Annotated in this window: 17 protein-coding genes; all 17 read right to left on the minus strand. The window is 41.4% G+C overall.

What is annotated here, in order from left to right:
- Positions 1 to 516, minus strand: coding sequence for a galactose-6-phosphate isomerase subunit LacB (gene lacB, locus CYK18_RS02970; RefSeq protein ID WP_001216910.1), 516 nt, complete (start codon positions 514 to 516; stop codon positions 1 to 3).
- A gap of 30 nt (positions 517 to 546) precedes the next feature.
- Positions 547 to 972 carry a galactose-6-phosphate isomerase subunit LacA gene (gene lacA / locus CYK18_RS02975; protein WP_000029277.1) on the minus strand — a complete coding sequence of 142 codons (426 nt, stop codon included), beginning with the start codon at positions 970 to 972 and terminating at the stop codon, positions 547 to 549.
- A 371-nt stretch (positions 973 to 1343) separates the two neighbouring features.
- Positions 1344 to 2240, minus strand: a complete 897-nt coding sequence (locus CYK18_RS02980) for an aldose 1-epimerase family protein (protein ID WP_101784960.1) — start codon at positions 2238 to 2240, stop codon at positions 1344 to 1346.
- Between the two features lie 98 nt (positions 2241 to 2338).
- Positions 2339 to 3814 (minus strand): PTS galactitol transporter subunit IIC, encoded by a 1476-nt coding sequence (locus CYK18_RS02985; RefSeq protein WP_101784962.1) that lies wholly within the window; start codon positions 3812 to 3814, stop codon positions 2339 to 2341.
- 48 nt (positions 3815 to 3862) lie between these two features.
- Positions 3863 to 4168 carry a PTS sugar transporter subunit IIB gene (locus tag CYK18_RS02990; RefSeq protein WP_000590551.1) on the minus strand — a complete coding sequence of 102 codons (306 nt, stop codon included), beginning with the start codon at positions 4166 to 4168 and terminating at the stop codon, positions 3863 to 3865.
- A 38-nt stretch (positions 4169 to 4206) separates the two neighbouring features.
- Positions 4207 to 4683, minus strand: coding sequence for a PTS sugar transporter subunit IIA (locus tag CYK18_RS02995; RefSeq protein WP_000521972.1), 477 nt, complete (start codon positions 4681 to 4683; stop codon positions 4207 to 4209).
- A 261-nt stretch (positions 4684 to 4944) separates the two neighbouring features.
- Positions 4945 to 6768 carry a translation elongation factor 4 gene (gene lepA, locus CYK18_RS03000; protein ID WP_084926386.1) on the minus strand — a complete coding sequence of 608 codons (1824 nt, stop codon included), beginning with the start codon at positions 6766 to 6768 and terminating at the stop codon, positions 4945 to 4947.
- Positions 6769 to 6846: 78 nt separating this feature from the next.
- Positions 6847 to 7575 carry a metallophosphoesterase family protein gene (locus CYK18_RS03005; protein WP_101784964.1) on the minus strand — a complete coding sequence of 243 codons (729 nt, stop codon included), beginning with the start codon at positions 7573 to 7575 and terminating at the stop codon, positions 6847 to 6849.
- A gap of 1 nt (position 7576) precedes the next feature.
- Positions 7577 to 9244 carry a DNA repair protein RecN gene (recN, locus tag CYK18_RS03010; RefSeq protein ID WP_101784966.1) on the minus strand — a complete coding sequence of 556 codons (1668 nt, stop codon included), beginning with the start codon at positions 9242 to 9244 and terminating at the stop codon, positions 7577 to 7579.
- 6 nt (positions 9245 to 9250) lie between these two features.
- Positions 9251 to 9682 (minus strand): arginine repressor, encoded by a 432-nt coding sequence (locus CYK18_RS03015; RefSeq protein ID WP_020900686.1) that lies wholly within the window; start codon positions 9680 to 9682, stop codon positions 9251 to 9253.
- On the minus strand, positions 9675 to 10490 hold the full coding sequence (locus CYK18_RS03020) for a TlyA family RNA methyltransferase (RefSeq protein WP_101784968.1): 816 nt from the start codon (positions 10488 to 10490) through the stop codon (positions 9675 to 9677). Before CYK18_RS03020 ends, CYK18_RS03015 begins: the two co-directional genes overlap by 8 nt.
- The gene (locus tag CYK18_RS03025) at positions 10483 to 11358 is read right to left on the minus strand and encodes a polyprenyl synthetase family protein (protein WP_101784970.1); all 876 of its coding nucleotides are present in this window, start codon (positions 11356 to 11358) and stop codon (positions 10483 to 10485) included. The genes CYK18_RS03020 and CYK18_RS03025 overlap by 8 nt, the downstream gene beginning before the upstream one ends.
- A complete protein-coding gene (locus CYK18_RS03030) occupies positions 11355 to 11567 on the minus strand; it encodes an exodeoxyribonuclease VII small subunit (RefSeq protein WP_000043226.1) in 213 nt (70 codons plus the stop codon). Before CYK18_RS03030 ends, CYK18_RS03025 begins: the two co-directional genes overlap by 4 nt.
- Complete coding sequence (xseA, locus tag CYK18_RS03035) at positions 11545 to 12885, minus strand: exodeoxyribonuclease VII large subunit (RefSeq protein ID WP_101784972.1); 1341 nt, start codon at positions 12883 to 12885, stop codon at positions 11545 to 11547. Before xseA ends, CYK18_RS03030 begins: the two co-directional genes overlap by 23 nt.
- A gap of 127 nt (positions 12886 to 13012) precedes the next feature.
- On the minus strand, positions 13013 to 13651 hold the full coding sequence (udk, locus tag CYK18_RS03040) for a uridine kinase (RefSeq protein ID WP_001181376.1): 639 nt from the start codon (positions 13649 to 13651) through the stop codon (positions 13013 to 13015).
- A gap of 109 nt (positions 13652 to 13760) precedes the next feature.
- The gene (truB, locus tag CYK18_RS03045; RefSeq protein WP_101784975.1) at positions 13761 to 14639 is read right to left on the minus strand and encodes a tRNA pseudouridine(55) synthase TruB; all 879 of its coding nucleotides are present in this window, start codon (positions 14637 to 14639) and stop codon (positions 13761 to 13763) included.
- A gap of 9 nt (positions 14640 to 14648) precedes the next feature.
- Positions 14649 to 15923, minus strand: coding sequence for a DUF2130 domain-containing protein (locus tag CYK18_RS03050; protein ID WP_101784977.1), 1275 nt, complete (start codon positions 15921 to 15923; stop codon positions 14649 to 14651).
- Positions 15924 to 15937 lie beyond the last annotated feature (14 nt).

The raw sequence follows: 15937 nt of genomic DNA on the forward strand, positions 1-15937 counted from the left end.
TTAGTCGTGGTATTCTCCGCGATCCCATTTTTCAAGGAATTCAGTGAAGAAGTTTGCATCAGTTTGTTGAGCATTGTGACTTTCAAGGTGTTCAATTTTCGCAATCAATTTCTTGTTTTCTTCAGATGGTTTGTATTCAGCATGGATGAAAGCTTCGATGATATCACACATAAGCAATTCACCAGTAATCTTACCACCAAAACCGATAACGTTAGCGTTCAATTGTTCTTTAGCATAAAGAGCTGTTGTCATATCACGAACCAAGGCAGAACGAACACCAGGAACTTTATTTACAGCGTTGTTGATACCAACACCAGTACCACAGATACATACCCCAAGATCAGCTTGACCGCTAGTTACAGCTTCCCCTACTTTTTTACCAAAGATTGGGTAGTGAGTACGTGTATGGTCATATGTACCAAAGTCAATGACTTCATATCCTTTTGATTTCAAAAATTCTGAAACCGCCATTTTTTCATCTGTTACGATGTGGTCACATCCAATTGCAATTCTCATTTTTAACTTACCTTTCTTACTGTAATCTAATTAGCACATTTTGTTCAACATGTCGACACGAATTTGGTGACGTCCACCATCGTATTTACCGTTAACAAATCCTTTAGCAATGTTTTTAGCCAATTCATCACCGACAAGTTGTGCACCCATAGTGATCATACGTGAGTTGTTGTGGCCACGAGTCATATAGGCTGAACGTTCGTCAGAAACTTCTGCAGCAACCATTCCTTTGATCTTAGTTGCAACCATAAATGGACCAGCTCCATAAGCATCAATCACGATACCAAGGTTTTGTTCTTCTTTATTTACTTCTGCAGCAACAGCAAGAGTCACATCAACAAAGTCTTGACCTTCAGCTGTAACATCCACAACGTGGAAGTTTTCTTTTTCTAAGAAGTCTTTCACAACTTCTTTCAATCTCAAACCTGCAGCATCTGCACCGATAACAATAGACATATTGTATTCTCCTTTTATTTTTCTAGGCTAATAAAACCTTTTATAGTTAGCAGTTTATACTCTTCGAAAATCAAATTCAAACCGCGTCAACGTCACCTTGCCGTACTCAAGTACAGCCTGCGGCTAGTTTCCTAGTTTGCTCTTTAATTTTCATTGAGTATTACCTACAAAAAGTTTTCTAGCAGTTTATTGACAAATTGGATTGAACGAGATGAATGACACCTTATTCAAGTTTAGGAAATCAGTTTCCTAGAAATAATCTTTCTCTACGACAGAGAATATAACAATTGATTATTTGTTTGTTACAAACATAATATACTCCTATTTTCGGAAAAAGTCAACAGTTAATGTTTGTTTTTGTTCTTTTTTGTCTAAAAGATTTCGATATCAAAACCAATTTGATCTACTTGACCAGGCTCTAGTTGGCGAACGTTTTTCTTATCTTCTAGATGATCTCCTTCTTCAAGGGATGTTGACAAGCCAGACCATGGTTCAAAAGCAATGAAAGGACCTTTATTCAAAGTTGACCAGATAATGAGATTTGGAAACTCTGCAAAGTGCACTTTCAATCCCTTATCATGTTTACGAGAACGAAGGGCAATTGTTCTAGATTGCAATTCATCTAAGGTGACTGCATCTGTGCTGAAAAGATCATAGCTGAGGTCTAATTCTTTTTGACCTTCTAGCCATGGACTTCTATCTTGAAAATCAAGCATCCCCGTTTCTGGGAAAGGACGTGGAACAGAGCAAGTCTCTTCTTTCTCAAACTCTAGATAATAATCTTCATAGACTTCATCATCCAGTAAGGGACAATTAAATCCTGGATGTCCACCAATAAAGTAAGGCATAACCTTGCTAGTTTCTTTATTGAAAATCTTGTATTGAGTCCGTACTGTCTTGCCAGTAAGGCTATAAGTGATTTCTAGTCGGAAATGATAAGGATAGTTTTGATAGCTATTCTCATCATCTTCAATTGCAAAAGTTACACTATTATCTGTCTGTTCAACTAATTCAAATTCTTTCTTGCGAACCAAACCATGACGAGGAATCTTTCCTTTGCTTTCCTGCCCCTTCTCATCTATATAGACAGCTGTATCCTCTCTCAATGAACCACAAATGGGAAAGAGAACAGGAGCTTGTCCACTCCAATAAGTAGCATCCCCTTGCCACAAATACTCAAGTCCCTCAGCATCTTTTATAGAAGAAAGAGCCCCACCAAAACTGTTAAATTGAACTCTTAATTGTTCTGATTTTAATTCAATTACCATTATTTTCTCCAATTTCTTGATAGTTTATAAAAAACTAGGCTGTCACTCCTAATGGTATGACAACCTAGTTTCAACAATTTACATTTTATAGGAGCGCATTATTTTGCTTTTGCTGCGTACTCTTCGTTACGTTTGATCATTTGTTTTCTGTACCAAGCAAAGATACCGATATAGAATACAAGGAAGACTACAGCACCAAGGATTGCTTTGATATCACCAGTTGTAGTGTTACCAATTGTCCAACCAAGAAGTTTTTCGATTGGTCCTTCAAGAGTTGAGTGAGTGATCAATTGAGTTTCGCTCACACCTGCTGGGAAGGCACCTACACCTTTAGCAAGTTCTGTTGCAAATGGTGCGATAAGTGTACCTGAAAGAAGGAAGAGTGGCAACAAGAGTGTTCCGAAGATAATCATACGGAGCAATTTACCACGAGTTACAACCAAGAGAGCTGGAGTAACACCCATAGCGATGATACCTGCAAGTGGCAAGATACCATTTCCGACTTTTGAGAGAAGCACAGCTTCAATCAACATGATTGGTGCAAGTACGTTAGCACAAGCCCAGATTTCAGCACGACCAGCGATGAAAGGCCAGTCAAGACCGATGTTAAATTTACGTCCTTGAAGACGTTTAGTAGCAACGTTTGTAATACCTTGTGATAGTGGTTCTACGGCTGCGATGAACCATGAACCGATAAGTGAGAAGAGTTCCAAAGATACACCGGCAGTCAAACCAAGAGACAACCATCCTTTGATAACAAGACGCCATTTATCTGCATCTGCAACCCCTGCAATTGGATGTGGAGTTCCCATAATACCGATTACAATACCAAGAATGAAACCGATGAAGAATTTAGAACCCCAGAAACCGATTTTTTTGTTCAATTTAGCAGCATCAAAGTCATATTTATCAAGACCTGGGAAGAATTTTTCAAAAATCTTATCCAAAACCATGATAACTGGGTTCATCATGTAGTTCATGTGAGTTGATGTCATTGGTGATGAACTTGGTGCGTTAAGAAGGTCATCAAATGTAGGTTTCATCAAGTCAGAGTTGATAATTTTCAACACACCAACAAGTACGATAGCTGCTGTAGCAATCAAGAGTGAAACCCCTTGGCTCACACCGTTGTTGTCTGCATACCATTTAATCAAAAGACCTGTGATAGACAAGTGCCAGATATCGAAGATATCAACGTCAAGTGTATCTGTTTTCTTCATAGCTAGCATCACTATGTTGACAATCAACATGATGAGCAAGAAGTAAAGTGTCCAAGCAGAACCCCAAGTGATTGTAGCAAGTGGTGCCCAACCAACGTCGGTAATACTCAATTGAATACCAGTATTTTCAACGAATTTTGCAAGTGATGCTGAGAAAGCAGTGTTTAGCATACCGATGATGGCACCGATACCAGTAAGAGCGATGGCAAGTTTGATACCACCTTCAAGCGCTTTGGAGAATTTCACTCCAAAAAGTAGAGCCAATATTGTCAAAATGATCAACATGATGACAGGACCACCCATATCTAAGATAGGTGTGAAAACCTCTTTGATTAGGTCAAAGATTGCATCCATAACAGTTCCTCCCTTTTTTATGTTATATGAATGTTAACAAATTGATAATTAGCTTAACCCATGTTCTTTGATAGCTGCTTCAATATTGTCAAATACTGGAGCACTCATAGCTGGGATACGGAATAAGATTGGTCCAGCTTCGATAACTGGAATACCTGGTTCAAAACCAAGATCTGTCGCAGCAATTGGTGTAAAGATGTCATAACCTTTGATAAGATCTTCGTTGACGTCCTTGACCATAACTGCATCACAGTGAACATCGTAACCACGGTTTGAAAGTTCTTCTTCAAGAGCACTTTTTATTTGGTGGCTTGAGTTAACACCTGCACCGCAGGCAGCAAGAATTTTAATCATATGGATTTCCTCCGATTTAATATTTTTAATAGACAAGATTAAGCGATTGCTTCAGCAATATAAGCATAGAGGGCTTCTGGTTCAGAAATTTTTGATAGGTCTTCAAGATGACCATTTCCAGTAAAGAAGTCCATCAACTGAGCAAGAATGTTCGTTTGACTTGAACTTGAGTTATTAATGATAAAGAAGAGCAAGGATACCTCTACTTCCTTATCTGGTGCAATCATATTGTGGAAAGTCACTGGTTTATCCAATCGAACGACCACAACTTTTTCAGCTAGATTATGAACAATATCTGTGTGAGGAATAGCCACATTCGGCAAATCCTTACCCAAAAATTCCATATCTAGGCCAGTTGGAAATGACTTTTCACGCGTGATCAAGGCTTCACGATAGGTTGGAGTTACGATTTCTCGTTCTTCCAATAAAGTAGCAACCTGATCAAAGAGATGTTCTTGATTATCCGCTTCTAAGCAAAACACAAGGTTTTTGTCAAAGAAATGATCTAATCCCATAAGGTTTTCCCTTCTTTCCATTAACTTTATGCTATAAGTATAACACTATATGAAATCGTTGTCAACGATTTTCTGTTGTTTTTTGTCTCTTTTTTTATATTTTTGTTGTTTTTTTGGTTTGTTACATAAAAACAAACACATAAGCAAACATTTCAAACATTTTTTCTGTTCTAGAAACTAAAAAAGCAGACCATTTAAGCCTGCTTTACGATTGATTCTTATATAAATTTCCTATGAAGAAGGAAAGGCATTTCTGATAACTTATTCTTCATCCATACTCAAGACGCTGAGGAAGGCTTCTTGTGGGACTTCAACTGATCCGATAGCTTTCATACGTTTCTTACCAGCTTTTTGTTTTTCAAGGAGTTTGCGTTTACGAGAAACGTCACCACCATAACATTTAGCAAGTACGTTCTTACGAAGGGCCTTGATATCAGTACGAGCGACAATTTTGTGTCCAATAGCCGCTTGAATTGGCACCTCAAATTGTTGACGAGGGATGATTTTCTTGAGCTTATCAACGATGAGTTTTCCACGTTCGTAGGCAAAGTCCTTGTGAACGATAAAGCTAAGGGCATCCACCTTGTCTCCATTGAGAAGGATATCCATTTTCACTAGCTTAGATGGGCGGTACTCTGACAATTCATAGTCAAAGCTTGCATAACCGCGAGTTGAAGACTTGAGTTTATCAAAGAAGTCAAAGACGATTTCAGCCAATGGAATTTGATAGATAACATTGACACGGTTATCATCAATATAGTCCATCGTCACAAAGTCCCCACGCTTACGCTGAGCTAGCTCCATCACTGCTCCAACGAACTCCTGTGGTACCATGATTTGCGCCTTAACATATGGTTCTTCAATGGTCGCAATCTTAGTTGGATCTGGGAATTCAGACGGGTTGGACACATCCATAGACTCACCGTCGGTCAAGTTGACCTTATAGATAACAGACGGAGCTGTCATGATGAGGTCGATGTTGAACTCACGCTCTAAACGTTCTTGGATAACATCCATATGGAGAAGTCCAAGGAAACCACAACGGAAACCAAATCCAAGTGCCTGAGATGTTTCTGGTTCAAACTGAAGACTAGCATCATTCAGTTGCAATTTTTCAAGCGCTTCACGTAGGTCATTATACTTGTTTGACTCAATTGGGTAGAGACCTGCAAAAACCATAGGATTCATCTGCTTGTAACCATGTAATGGCTCTGCCGCAGGATTGGTTGCCAAGGTAACAGTATCACCCACACGAGTGTCTTGAACCGTCTTGATAGAAGCCGCAATATAACCAACGTCACCAGTCGCAAGGAAATCACGACCAACTGCTTTGGGTGTAAAAATACCGACTTCGGTCACATCAAAGGTCTTGCCATTGCTCATGAGCTGAATCTTATCACCAGGTTTGACCACTCCATCCATAACACGCACTTGGAGGATAACTCCTCGGTAAGCATCGTAAACAGAGTCAAAAATCAAGGCCTTCAGTGGTGACGTCACATCACCTGTTGGCGCTGGCACTTTTTCTACGATTTGCTCAAGAATTTCTTCGATACCGATACCAGCCTTGGCAGAAGCCAAAACTGCTTCACTGGCATCCAAACCAATGACATCTTCAATCTCTGTACGCACGCGCTCAGGATCTGCAGCTGGTAGGTCAATTTTGTTAATGACTGGCATGATTTCCAAATCATTGTCCAAGGCCAGATAAACATTGGCAAGGGTTTGAGCCTCAATCCCTTGGGCAGCATCAACCACCAAAATAGCTCCTTCACAGGCAGCTAGCGAACGTGAAACTTCATAGGTAAAGTCCACGTGCCCCGGTGTGTCAATCAAGTGAAAAATGTAAGTTTCCCCATCTTTTGCAGTGTAATTGAGCTCTATGGCATTCAACTTAATGGTAATCCCACGTTCCCGCTCTAAATCCATACTATCCAAAAGCTGGGCCTGCATTTCACGGCTTGAAACCGTCTCAGTTTTTTCCAAAATGCGGTCTGCTAGAGTTGATTTCCCGTGGTCAATATGGGCGATAATAGAGAAGTTACGAATCTTCTCCTGTCGTTTTTTCAATTCTTCTAAGTTCATGATTCTCTTCCTTTCAGGGTATCTATTTATTATAAATTGTTTTTGACATTTTGACAAGACCATACCCTGCTAGGAGTACTAATCTTCAGCGACAAAGCCGTCATTTTCGATAAAGTAGTGTTCTGTCATTCCTTGGTCTGCAAAAACAATCCCATGAAGGACACCACCATAAACAGCTCCTCCGTCCATCCCAATCTTACCATCTTCTGTAGTCCAAAGCTCAGCTGTACCTCGGTCTTGCTTTAACAAACCATAAACCGGTGTATGGCCAAAGACAATGATTTTTCCAGTATGATTTTCTGCTTCGTGGAATGGTTTTCTAAGCCAGACTTTTTTATAATCTGTGGTTTCATGCCAGTCATCCAAGGTTAAATCAATACCTGCGTGAACAAAAATATACTTATCTGTCTCTACCACAAAAGGCATTTGACGAATAAATTCGACCAAATCTGCTGCTTCAGTAGCAACACGCTTGGCATCTTCTACTCCATCAACTGGTGCATCCAAGGGACGACCTAGGATAGAGTTAATGGTTGTATCTCCACCATTGCGACGATAGTGGTCATAGCTTTCTTCTGGGTTATCGAGCCAAGTCAAAAACATATACTCGTGGTTTCCTGACAAACAGATTGCCCCTTGATTATCAACCAAGTCCTTAACCATCTCTAGGACACGGCGACTATCTTCACCACGGTCAATCAAATCCCCTAGAAAGAGCAACTGGGTCTGACCATCCCATGTTTTGAGAAGGTCTTCCAGCATCCCAGCTTTTCCGTGAACATCTCCAATTACATAATAGTCTGTCATCTTATTTCTCCCTGTTTCTCAACAATTCTCTGGCTTGCGTCAGGGCTGCTTGAGTCACATCATCACCTGCCAACATCTTGGCAACTTCCTCCACTCGCTCTTCAACCGTCAAGAGACGAACAGTCGAAACTGTTGAATGGTCATTACTAATCTTCTCAATAAAGAATTGATAATCCGCAATCGCAATCACTTGTGGTAAATGAGAAATAGCTAGAACCTGCCCATGCTGACCAATTTTATGAATCTTCTGCGCAATAGCCTGAGCTACACGACCTGAAACTCCTGTATCCACTTCATCAAAGACAATACTTGTCTTGCCTTCTTTACGTGAAAAGGCAGACTTAATGGCTAGCATGAGACGAGACAATTCTCCGCCAGATGCAACCTTAACCAAGGGTTTAAAGTCTTCACCAGGATTGGTTGAAATGTAAAACTCGACCATTTCATTGCCCTCACGACTGAATTTGCCCTTGCTAAAACGAACATGAAACTGGGCTTTTTCCATATACAGGTCTTGCAGTTCTTGTTTAATCTCTGCTTCAAGTTGACTGGCCAAGTCATGACGAGCAGAGGCAAGTTGACCTGCCAAATCGACAAGATTGACTTCCAACTTCTTAAGCTCTGCTTCCATGTCCTCAGATGAAAGGTTATATCCTGTCAAGAGATTGTATTCTTCCGTAATCTTGGCAAAATAAAGCAAGACATCGTCTACAGTCCCACCATACTTACGCGTAATGGTATGAAGGAGGTCCAAACGATTCTCAACCTGCATGAGACGATTGCCATCAAAATCAAGGTCCTCAATGATAGCTTCCAAACGTTTGCTAATGTCTTCTAAGACATAGTAGGTCTCAGACAGAGAGCTTGAAATTTCACGGTATTCAGGGTCATACTCTTCAACACTTTCCATGTCATTCATGGCCGAACGAACATTGGCCAGACTTGAAAAATCTTCATTGTCCAACATACTATATGCATTGGTCAGCGTATCCGCAATATTTTTATGATTGAGAAGTTTATCACGCTCTTGATTGAGAGCCAGATCTTCTCCAGCTTGCAAGTTTGCTGCCTCAATCTCTGCCATTTGAAATTCCAACATTTCAATACGTGCCTTATGTTCTTGTTGGTTTTTCTTGACTTCCAGAACCTGCTTACGCATTTTACGGTAGGCATCAAAACTCGTTTGATAGGTTTCTTTCAAGCCCCAAAAAGCTACGTCACCGAATTCATCCAACATTTGGATGTGCAGTTGAGGACGCATTAACTCTTCTTGGTCATGCTGACCATGAATGTCCACAAGATGTTGCCCAATAGCACGCAAAACAGACAGATTGACCATCTGGCCATTGACACGGCTGATACTACGACCATTTTGCAAAATTTCTCGACGGATGATAATTTCATCACCTAATTCTAAACCTTGCTCATCAAAAATTTCCTGTAAAAGGCGACTATTCTCAACTGAGAAAAGCCCCTCAATCTCTGCCTTTGGCGCACCATGACGAATAACATCTGTCGTCGCACGAGCTCCCAACATCATATTCATGGCATCAATGATAATCGACTTCCCTGCACCCGTTTCACCAGTCAAGACAGTCATCCCCTTTTCAAAATTGAGGGAAATAGCCTCAATAATGGCAAAGTTTTTTATCGAAATTTCAAGTAACATATAGACCTACCAATTTTTTACTTGTTCAAAGATTTCCTCAGCTAGACTTTCACTTCTGGCAATGACTAAAATCGAGCTATCATCAGCTAAACAACTAAAAATCTTATCCGCAAATGTCTCGATTAACTGAGCTTTTACAAAGGCTGTATTTCCTGGTATAACTTGGAGATTAATCATCTTATCCATCAATTCAGCTGACTCAATATTGTCTTCAGCCAGTTGCAAACTTTTCACGATTGATTTTGGCAATTCATAGACATAGGTGTTGTCTCTCAAAGGAATTTTGACAATGCCTAGCTCTTTGATATCACGTGATACTGTCGCTTGAGTGGCAGTGATTCCTGCCTCTTTCAAATGTTCTACGATTTCTTCTTGTGTACCGATTTGATAATCTGTCACAAATCGTCTAATTTTTTCAAGTCTCTCTTTTTTATTCATCTTTAAATTGACTATGCGCCCTCTCTACTACTTTTTCAATCTCAGCAAGAACCTGATTGCTTGCTGACTCTTCTTTTTTCAAATACGCTAAAAACTCAATATTCCCATGACCACCTTGGATGGGAGAAAAATCCAATCCAAGGACTGAAAAGCCTTCCTCTACTACCATGGTTGTGACAGATTCAAGGACATGTTGATGAACCTTGGCATCACGAATGATTCCGTTTTTCCCAATTTGCTCACGACCTGCTTCAAACTGGGGCTTAACCAAAGCCACAACCTGACCTTGTTCAGCCAAGACACGGTGCAAGGCCGGTAAAATAAGGCTGAGGGAAATGAAACTCACGTCAATGCTGGCAAAGCTCGGTTCCTGCTCGAAATCAGTCTTTTCAGCATAGCGGAAATTAAACTGCTCCATGCTGACAACCCGTGGGTCTTGACGTAATTTCCAAGCTAACTGATTGGTACCAACATCAACTGCAAAGACCAACTCAGCACCATTCTGCAACATGACATCAGTAAATCCTCCAGTAGAAGCACCGATATCAATCGTTGTTGCTCCTTCCACTGACAAATCAAAGACCTGCAAGGCCTTTTCCAATTTCAAGCCACCACGGCTGACATACTTGAGTTTCTCACCCTTGAGTTTTAACTCGGTGTCATCTGGAATTTTCTCTCCTGGTTTATCAAACCGTTCTCCATTCAGGACTGCTACGACTAGACCAGCCATAACACCGCGCTTGGCCTGTTCTCGCGTTTCAAACAAGCCCTGTTTATAAGCTAGTACATCCACTCTTTCCTTAGCCATTGATTCTCAAACTTTCTACTACTCTTACAATCGATTCTGTTTCAAAGGGAACCTGCTGGGCGATTTCTTCTAATTTGGCATTAGCTTGATCCAAAGTCTGGTTACAAAAGACAATTGCCTCTTCCAAGCCCAACAAGGCTGGATAGGTTGATTTTTCTGCCTGTAGGTCCTTTTGAGGCGTCTTGCCGATTTCCTCAAAACTAGCGGTCACATCCAGTACATCATCTCGAACTTGAAAAGCAAGCCCAATCAATTCACCTACAGTTTTAAGTTTCGCCTGCATCTCAGGTGCCAATTCGGCTATAATAGCAGCCGCTTGAAAGGGATAGGCTAGTAGTTTCCCAGTCTTATTAGCATGAATGGTCTGAAGTTCTTCCAAAGACAAATGCTGGTGTTCACCCTCCATGTCCAGAACTTGCCCAGCCACCATACCCAGACTACCTGAAGCAAGGGATAAGTTGGCAATCAAGTCCACCTTGATCTGACTTGGCAAATTTGCCTGCGCTATCAAAGCATAAGGATCTAGGAATAAAGCATCTCCTGCCAAAATGGCCATAGCTTCTCCAAATTTCTTATGATTGGTCAAACTCCCTCGACGATAATCATCATCATCCATAGCAGGAAGATCATCATGAATCAAGCTCCCTGTATGAATCATTTCCAAGGCCGCAGCCACCTGCGCGTGAGCAGGTTTAATAGCGACCTGCAAGGCTTCCAAAACTTCCAACAAGAGAAAAGGGCGAATACGCTTGCCACCAGCATGAATGGAATAGAGAACAGACTCTCGCAAACTAGAGGCAAACTGCTGGTCTCCATAAAAGTCTTCCAAGGCTGACTCGACAAGAGCTAATTTTTCTTGCTTCTTCATTCAAAATCACTTTCTGTTCCGTCTTCTTGCATGACCTTGACCAAGGTCTTTTCAGCCTTGTCCAGCGTCGCTTGGAGCTCTTTTGACAAGACCATGCCCTTTTGAAAGGCAGCAATCGCATCTTCCAGAGCAATTTCACCATTTTCCAAACTTTGGACAATGGTTTCCAGTTCTGCTAGATTTTCCTCAAATTTCTTTTGTTTTGACATCTTTAACCTCTAATTCTACTCGACCATCTCGCATCAAAAGCGTCACTTGGTCTTTTTTCTTCAAACTCTCAACCGAATCCACAACTGACTCTTCTTTTTTGACAATAGCATAGCCACGCGCCACGATTCGACTGGTATCCAACATTAGCAAGGCTTCTGAAAGTCGCTTGACTTCAGCAACCTTGGCATCATAAACCAGAGCCATTTGGCTGCGGAGAAGCTTGTCCAACTGTCCTAAACGGTCTTGATAGCGTTGGATTTTGGTAACAGGTGATAATTGTACCAGTCGATGCGTCCTTGATTGTACTATCTGTTTGTTATCAGAAATCCGTGTACGTAAACTTTGTGTTAAGCGCAGTTGCAGTTGATCCAAGCGTTGCATATAGCCATCATACAAACGCTCTGGCTGTCTAAAGATAACAGACTGACTGCATTTTTTCAAAGCTTCTTGTTTTTTAGATAGGACATTTCGGACTGCCGTTGCCATCCGTTTTTCCTGATTTTGCAAATGAGCTAATAGATCCAACTTGGTCACAGGTGTTGCTAGTTCAGCAGCAGCTGTTGGTGTGGCAGCGCGACGATCTGCAACAAAATCTGCCAAGGTCACATCCGTCTCATGCCCCACACTAGAAATAACTGGCAAACGAGATTCAAAAATGGCTCGTACCACAATTTCTTCGTTAAAGGCCCAGAGATCCTCTATGGAACCACCACCACGACCAATAATCAGCAAATCCAAATCGTCTCGTTGATTAGCACGCGCAATATTTCGAGCAATTTCTTCTGCTGCCCCTTCACCTTGCACCTTAGTTGGATAAAGCAGGATATCGACACCTGGGAATCGCCTGCTGACGGTCGTGATAATATCTCGAATCACGGCTCCACTGCGACTGGTTACTACACCAATTCTCTTAGAAAATTGGGGCAGAGCTTGCTTGAAGCGTTCTTGAAACAGGCCTTCTTCTGTCAATTTTTTCTTGAGTTGTTCAAACTGAATCGCAAGTGCCCCAACCCCATCAGGCTCAGCCTTTTCAATGATGATGGAGTAGCTACCGCTCGGTTCATAGACCTGTACACGCCCAATCACATTGATCTTCATCCCTTCTTCCAGGTCGAAACCTAATTTCTGATAAATTCCAGACCAAATAGTCGCTTGAATAACTGCATGGTCATCTTTTAGGGAGAAATATTGGTGAGTAGGTCGTTTACGAAAATTGGAAACTTGACCAGTTAAATAGACCCGTTCCAAATAAGGGTCTTTATCGAATTTCATTTTCAGATACTTGGTCAAAGTTGTTACCGATAAATACTTTTCCATCTCCACCTACTATTCATTTTCTTGCTCTTTCATGGGTATTATTATACCAAAAATATGCCTAAAAATCTCCATTTATGTACCATTATGAGAGAAAAATAGAAAAAGGAGGCAAGGCCTCCACATCTGTTTATTTACTATTTCTAGCTTCTTCCAAAATCTTAGCAATCTTGGTCGTCAACAGGTCAATAGCCACTGTATTGCTGACTCCCTCAGGAATGACGATATCCGCATAACGTTTGGTTGGCTCAATAAACTGGTGATACATAGGTTTAACTACACCTAAGTACTGGTCAATAACACTATCAAGACTACGGCCACGCTCCTCCATATCACGCTTGATACGACGAATAATGCGCACATCATCATCCGTATCCACAAAAATCTTGATGTCCATCAAATCACGTAGGCGCTTGTCCTCCAAGACCAAAATCCCCTCAACGATAAAGACATCTTGAGGCTCCTGACGATAGGTCTTGCTGCTTCGTGTATGTTCTGTATAGTCATAAGTCGGGATATCCACCGGACGCCCTGCCAACAATTCTTTAATCTGCTCGATCATCAAATCTGTATCAAAAGCAAAAGGATGGTCATAGTTGGTTTTGACACGCTCTTCAAAGGTCAAGTGAGACTGATCCTTATAGTATGAATCATGCTCAATCATGGAAATCTTTTCATCAGGGAAATGCGATAAAATGGCTCTTGAAACACTGGTCTTACCACCACCAGAACCACCTGTCACTCCGATAATGATTGGTCTATTTTGCATGCTATCCTCCGTTTTTTTATCCGTCGTCTATTCTATCACATTTTTTGCAAAATTTATAGTCTGATTTGGATAGTCTAGGGGAAACAACACTCCCTACACCTCAGTTAGACTAGCTAAAAACCTTCCTTGGCTTATAGAGATTGTCCCGTTTTTCTAGAATGGCTAGCAATGTATCGCCTTCAAAAGCAGCCAATTCTTGATTTGTTTGGCCGAGCTCAATAAAGCGACCAAAGCGCACTTCTGTAGCCTCTTCTGGACTTAGGAAAACTTTGACAAGGTCACCTGTTCCAATCTCTAGAGGATGGAGAAAATCTAATTGCTCATCCTCCACTTTTCTAGCAATTTCTTCCAAGGTAAGAGCATCTTCTAGTTGCAAACCAGCTGCACTAGTACGAGTTAACTGAGACATATGGGCCGCATAACCCAATTTTTCTCCCAAGTCAACAGACAAGGTACGAATATAAGTTCCCTTACTGCATTTCACACGAAAAGTAAAGCGTGCAAGATGACCCTCATAAGAAATTGGACTTGTTCGTTCAAATTGATAAATGGTCACCTGACGCTCTGGACGCTCCACTTCCTGACCAGCACGCGCATACTCATAAAGCTTACGACCATTGACCTTGACCGCCGAATACATAGGCGGAATCTGGGTAATAGGCCCAGTCAAGCTCGTAATTACTTCATCAACAAGCTTTTCATCCAAGGGCAATAAAACAGGTGTCTCAGCGACCACTTCCCCACTGGCATCCTCTGTCGTCGTGGAATAGCCCAGAGTGATTTCCCCCTCATAGACCTTGCCCTCATCCTGCATGAACTCGACCATGCGGGTCGCCTTGCCAACCGCAATAGGCAAAACACCCACCACATCCGGATCCAAGGTCCCTCCATGACCAATCTTCTTGGTTCCCAAAATCTTACGCAGTTTAAAAACCGCATCATGCGAGGTCATCCCCGCTTCTTTTTTTAAGTTGATAATACCGTTCATTTTTGCTTTCTATTTCCCCTTCAATGCTTCAAACTTCGCTTTCATGGTTGGATTTTTTCGAGTCAATTTTTTGACAGAGACATCTTCCAACTTATTGTTTGCGAGGCGGAGTTGGTTTTCAGATGTTGTCAGGAACTTCTTAATCTCTTCCATGCGTTTGATAGCCTTGTCGATTTCATCAATAGCTTTGCCAAAGTTGGTCGAAGCAGAGTTGTAGTTCTTGGCAAAAGCTAACTTAAAGGCATCCAAGTCTTCTTCAAAATGCGTAATGTCAATATTTTGTTCGCGAACCAAGGCCAACTCCTGCTTGTATTTTAGGGAATTAAGCGCCGCATTTCGCAAAAGCCCAATCAACTGAATAAAGAATTGAGGACGAACCACATACATCTTTTCATACTCATGGCTGACGTCAACAATCCCTGTGTTAAAGTAGTCATTATCGGCCTCAAGCATAGTCACCAAAACCGCATACTCACAGTTCTTCTCCCGACGGTCCTTGTCTAATTCCTTGTAAAAATCTGCATTCTTGTGCTTCTTCTCTGTTCCATCCGCTTCATTTTTCATCTCAAACATGATGGAAATGATTTCCACTCCATTTTCATCACTCTCACGGAAGATAAAGTCCCCCTTAGACCCACGCGCAGAGACCTTGTTATCCTTCTCAAAGTAGGCATTTGGAAAGGCGAAACTACGGACCTTGTTAAACTCACTCTCTGCATACTGTTCCAGACTTTCCCCGATGGCTTTTGTAGATTGCTGGGCTTTGAAATTCTTATAGAACTCGACCTGTTCACTCGCTGCTTTGAGCTGGGCTTCATAGTTTTGCTTAACTGAAGCAAGAGAAAGCTCGTTTTCTTTTTCTTGTAATAGGAGCTGATTTTTGACCTGATCGCGTTCTTTTTCTAGGTCAGAAAGGGTCTTTTGTAGTTGATTTTCATGCTCCAAACGCAAGGTAGCCAATTGGTTTTCCAAGGCCTGTACTTCCTTATCCTTAGCCAATAAGGCCTGATTGCTTGTCTGTTCAACCTCTTTCTTGGCCAATTCTTTTTCTGTATCAAAGTTTTGGATTTGACTCTGCAATTGAGCGATTTCTTGATCCTTTTGAGCTAGTTTAGACTGTTGTTCATTCATGGCCTTTTGCTCTGCCAAGGCCAGTTCCTGCTTCATGCGATCGTGCAATTCCTTATCAAACTCTGCTGTTCTCACTTGGGATAAAAGTTCAGCATACTGACTTTCATTTACTGTAAAGACTTCTCCACAGTTGGGACATTTGATTTCGTTCATATCGTTCCTCTTTC

Origin of the sequence: Streptococcus mitis, from assembly GCF_002860865.1 — a bacterium.
GTDB lineage: Bacteria > Bacillota > Bacilli > Lactobacillales > Streptococcaceae > Streptococcus > Streptococcus mitis_AT.

Coding starts and splice junctions, on each gene's coding strand:
- udk (WP_001181376.1), bottom strand. CDS start 13,651: ATGCAAAATAGACCAATCATTATCGGAGTGACAGGTGGTTCTGGTGGT.
- lepA (WP_084926386.1), bottom strand. CDS start 6,768: ATGAACTTAGAAGAATTGAAAAAACGACAGGAGAAGATTCGTAACTTC.
- xseA (WP_101784972.1), bottom strand. CDS start 12,885: ATGGAAAAGTATTTATCGGTAACAACTTTGACCAAGTATCTGAAAATG.
- lacA (WP_000029277.1), bottom strand. CDS start 972: ATGTCTATTGTTATCGGTGCAGATGCTGCAGGTTTGAGATTGAAAGAA.
- CYK18_RS03050 (WP_101784977.1), bottom strand. CDS start 15,923: ATGAACGAAATCAAATGTCCCAACTGTGGAGAAGTCTTTACAGTAAAT.
- CYK18_RS03030 (WP_000043226.1), bottom strand. CDS start 11,567: ATGTCAAAACAAAAGAAATTTGAGGAAAATCTAGCAGAACTGGAAACC.
- CYK18_RS02985 (WP_101784962.1), bottom strand. CDS start 3,814: ATGGATGCAATCTTTGACCTAATCAAAGAGGTTTTCACACCTATCTTA.
- recN (WP_101784966.1), bottom strand. CDS start 9,244: ATGTTACTTGAAATTTCGATAAAAAACTTTGCCATTATTGAGGCTATT.
- CYK18_RS02995 (WP_000521972.1), bottom strand. CDS start 4,683: ATGGGATTAGATCATTTCTTTGACAAAAACCTTGTGTTTTGCTTAGAA.
- CYK18_RS03020 (WP_101784968.1), bottom strand. CDS start 10,490: ATGGCTAAGGAAAGAGTGGATGTACTAGCTTATAAACAGGGCTTGTTT.
- CYK18_RS03025 (WP_101784970.1), bottom strand. CDS start 11,358: ATGAAGAAGCAAGAAAAATTAGCTCTTGTCGAGTCAGCCTTGGAAGAC.
- CYK18_RS02990 (WP_000590551.1), bottom strand. CDS start 4,168: ATGATTAAAATTCTTGCTGCCTGCGGTGCAGGTGTTAACTCAAGCCAC.
- CYK18_RS03005 (WP_101784964.1), bottom strand. CDS start 7,575: ATGACAGACTATTATGTAATTGGAGATGTTCACGGAAAAGCTGGGATG.
- CYK18_RS02980 (WP_101784960.1), bottom strand. CDS start 2,240: ATGGTAATTGAATTAAAATCAGAACAATTAAGAGTTCAATTTAACAGT.
- CYK18_RS03015 (WP_020900686.1), bottom strand. CDS start 9,682: ATGAATAAAAAAGAGAGACTTGAAAAAATTAGACGATTTGTGACAGAT.
- lacB (WP_001216910.1), bottom strand. CDS start 516: ATGAGAATTGCAATTGGATGTGACCACATCGTAACAGATGAAAAAATG.
- truB (WP_101784975.1), bottom strand. CDS start 14,639: ATGAACGGTATTATCAACTTAAAAAAAGAAGCGGGGATGACCTCGCAT.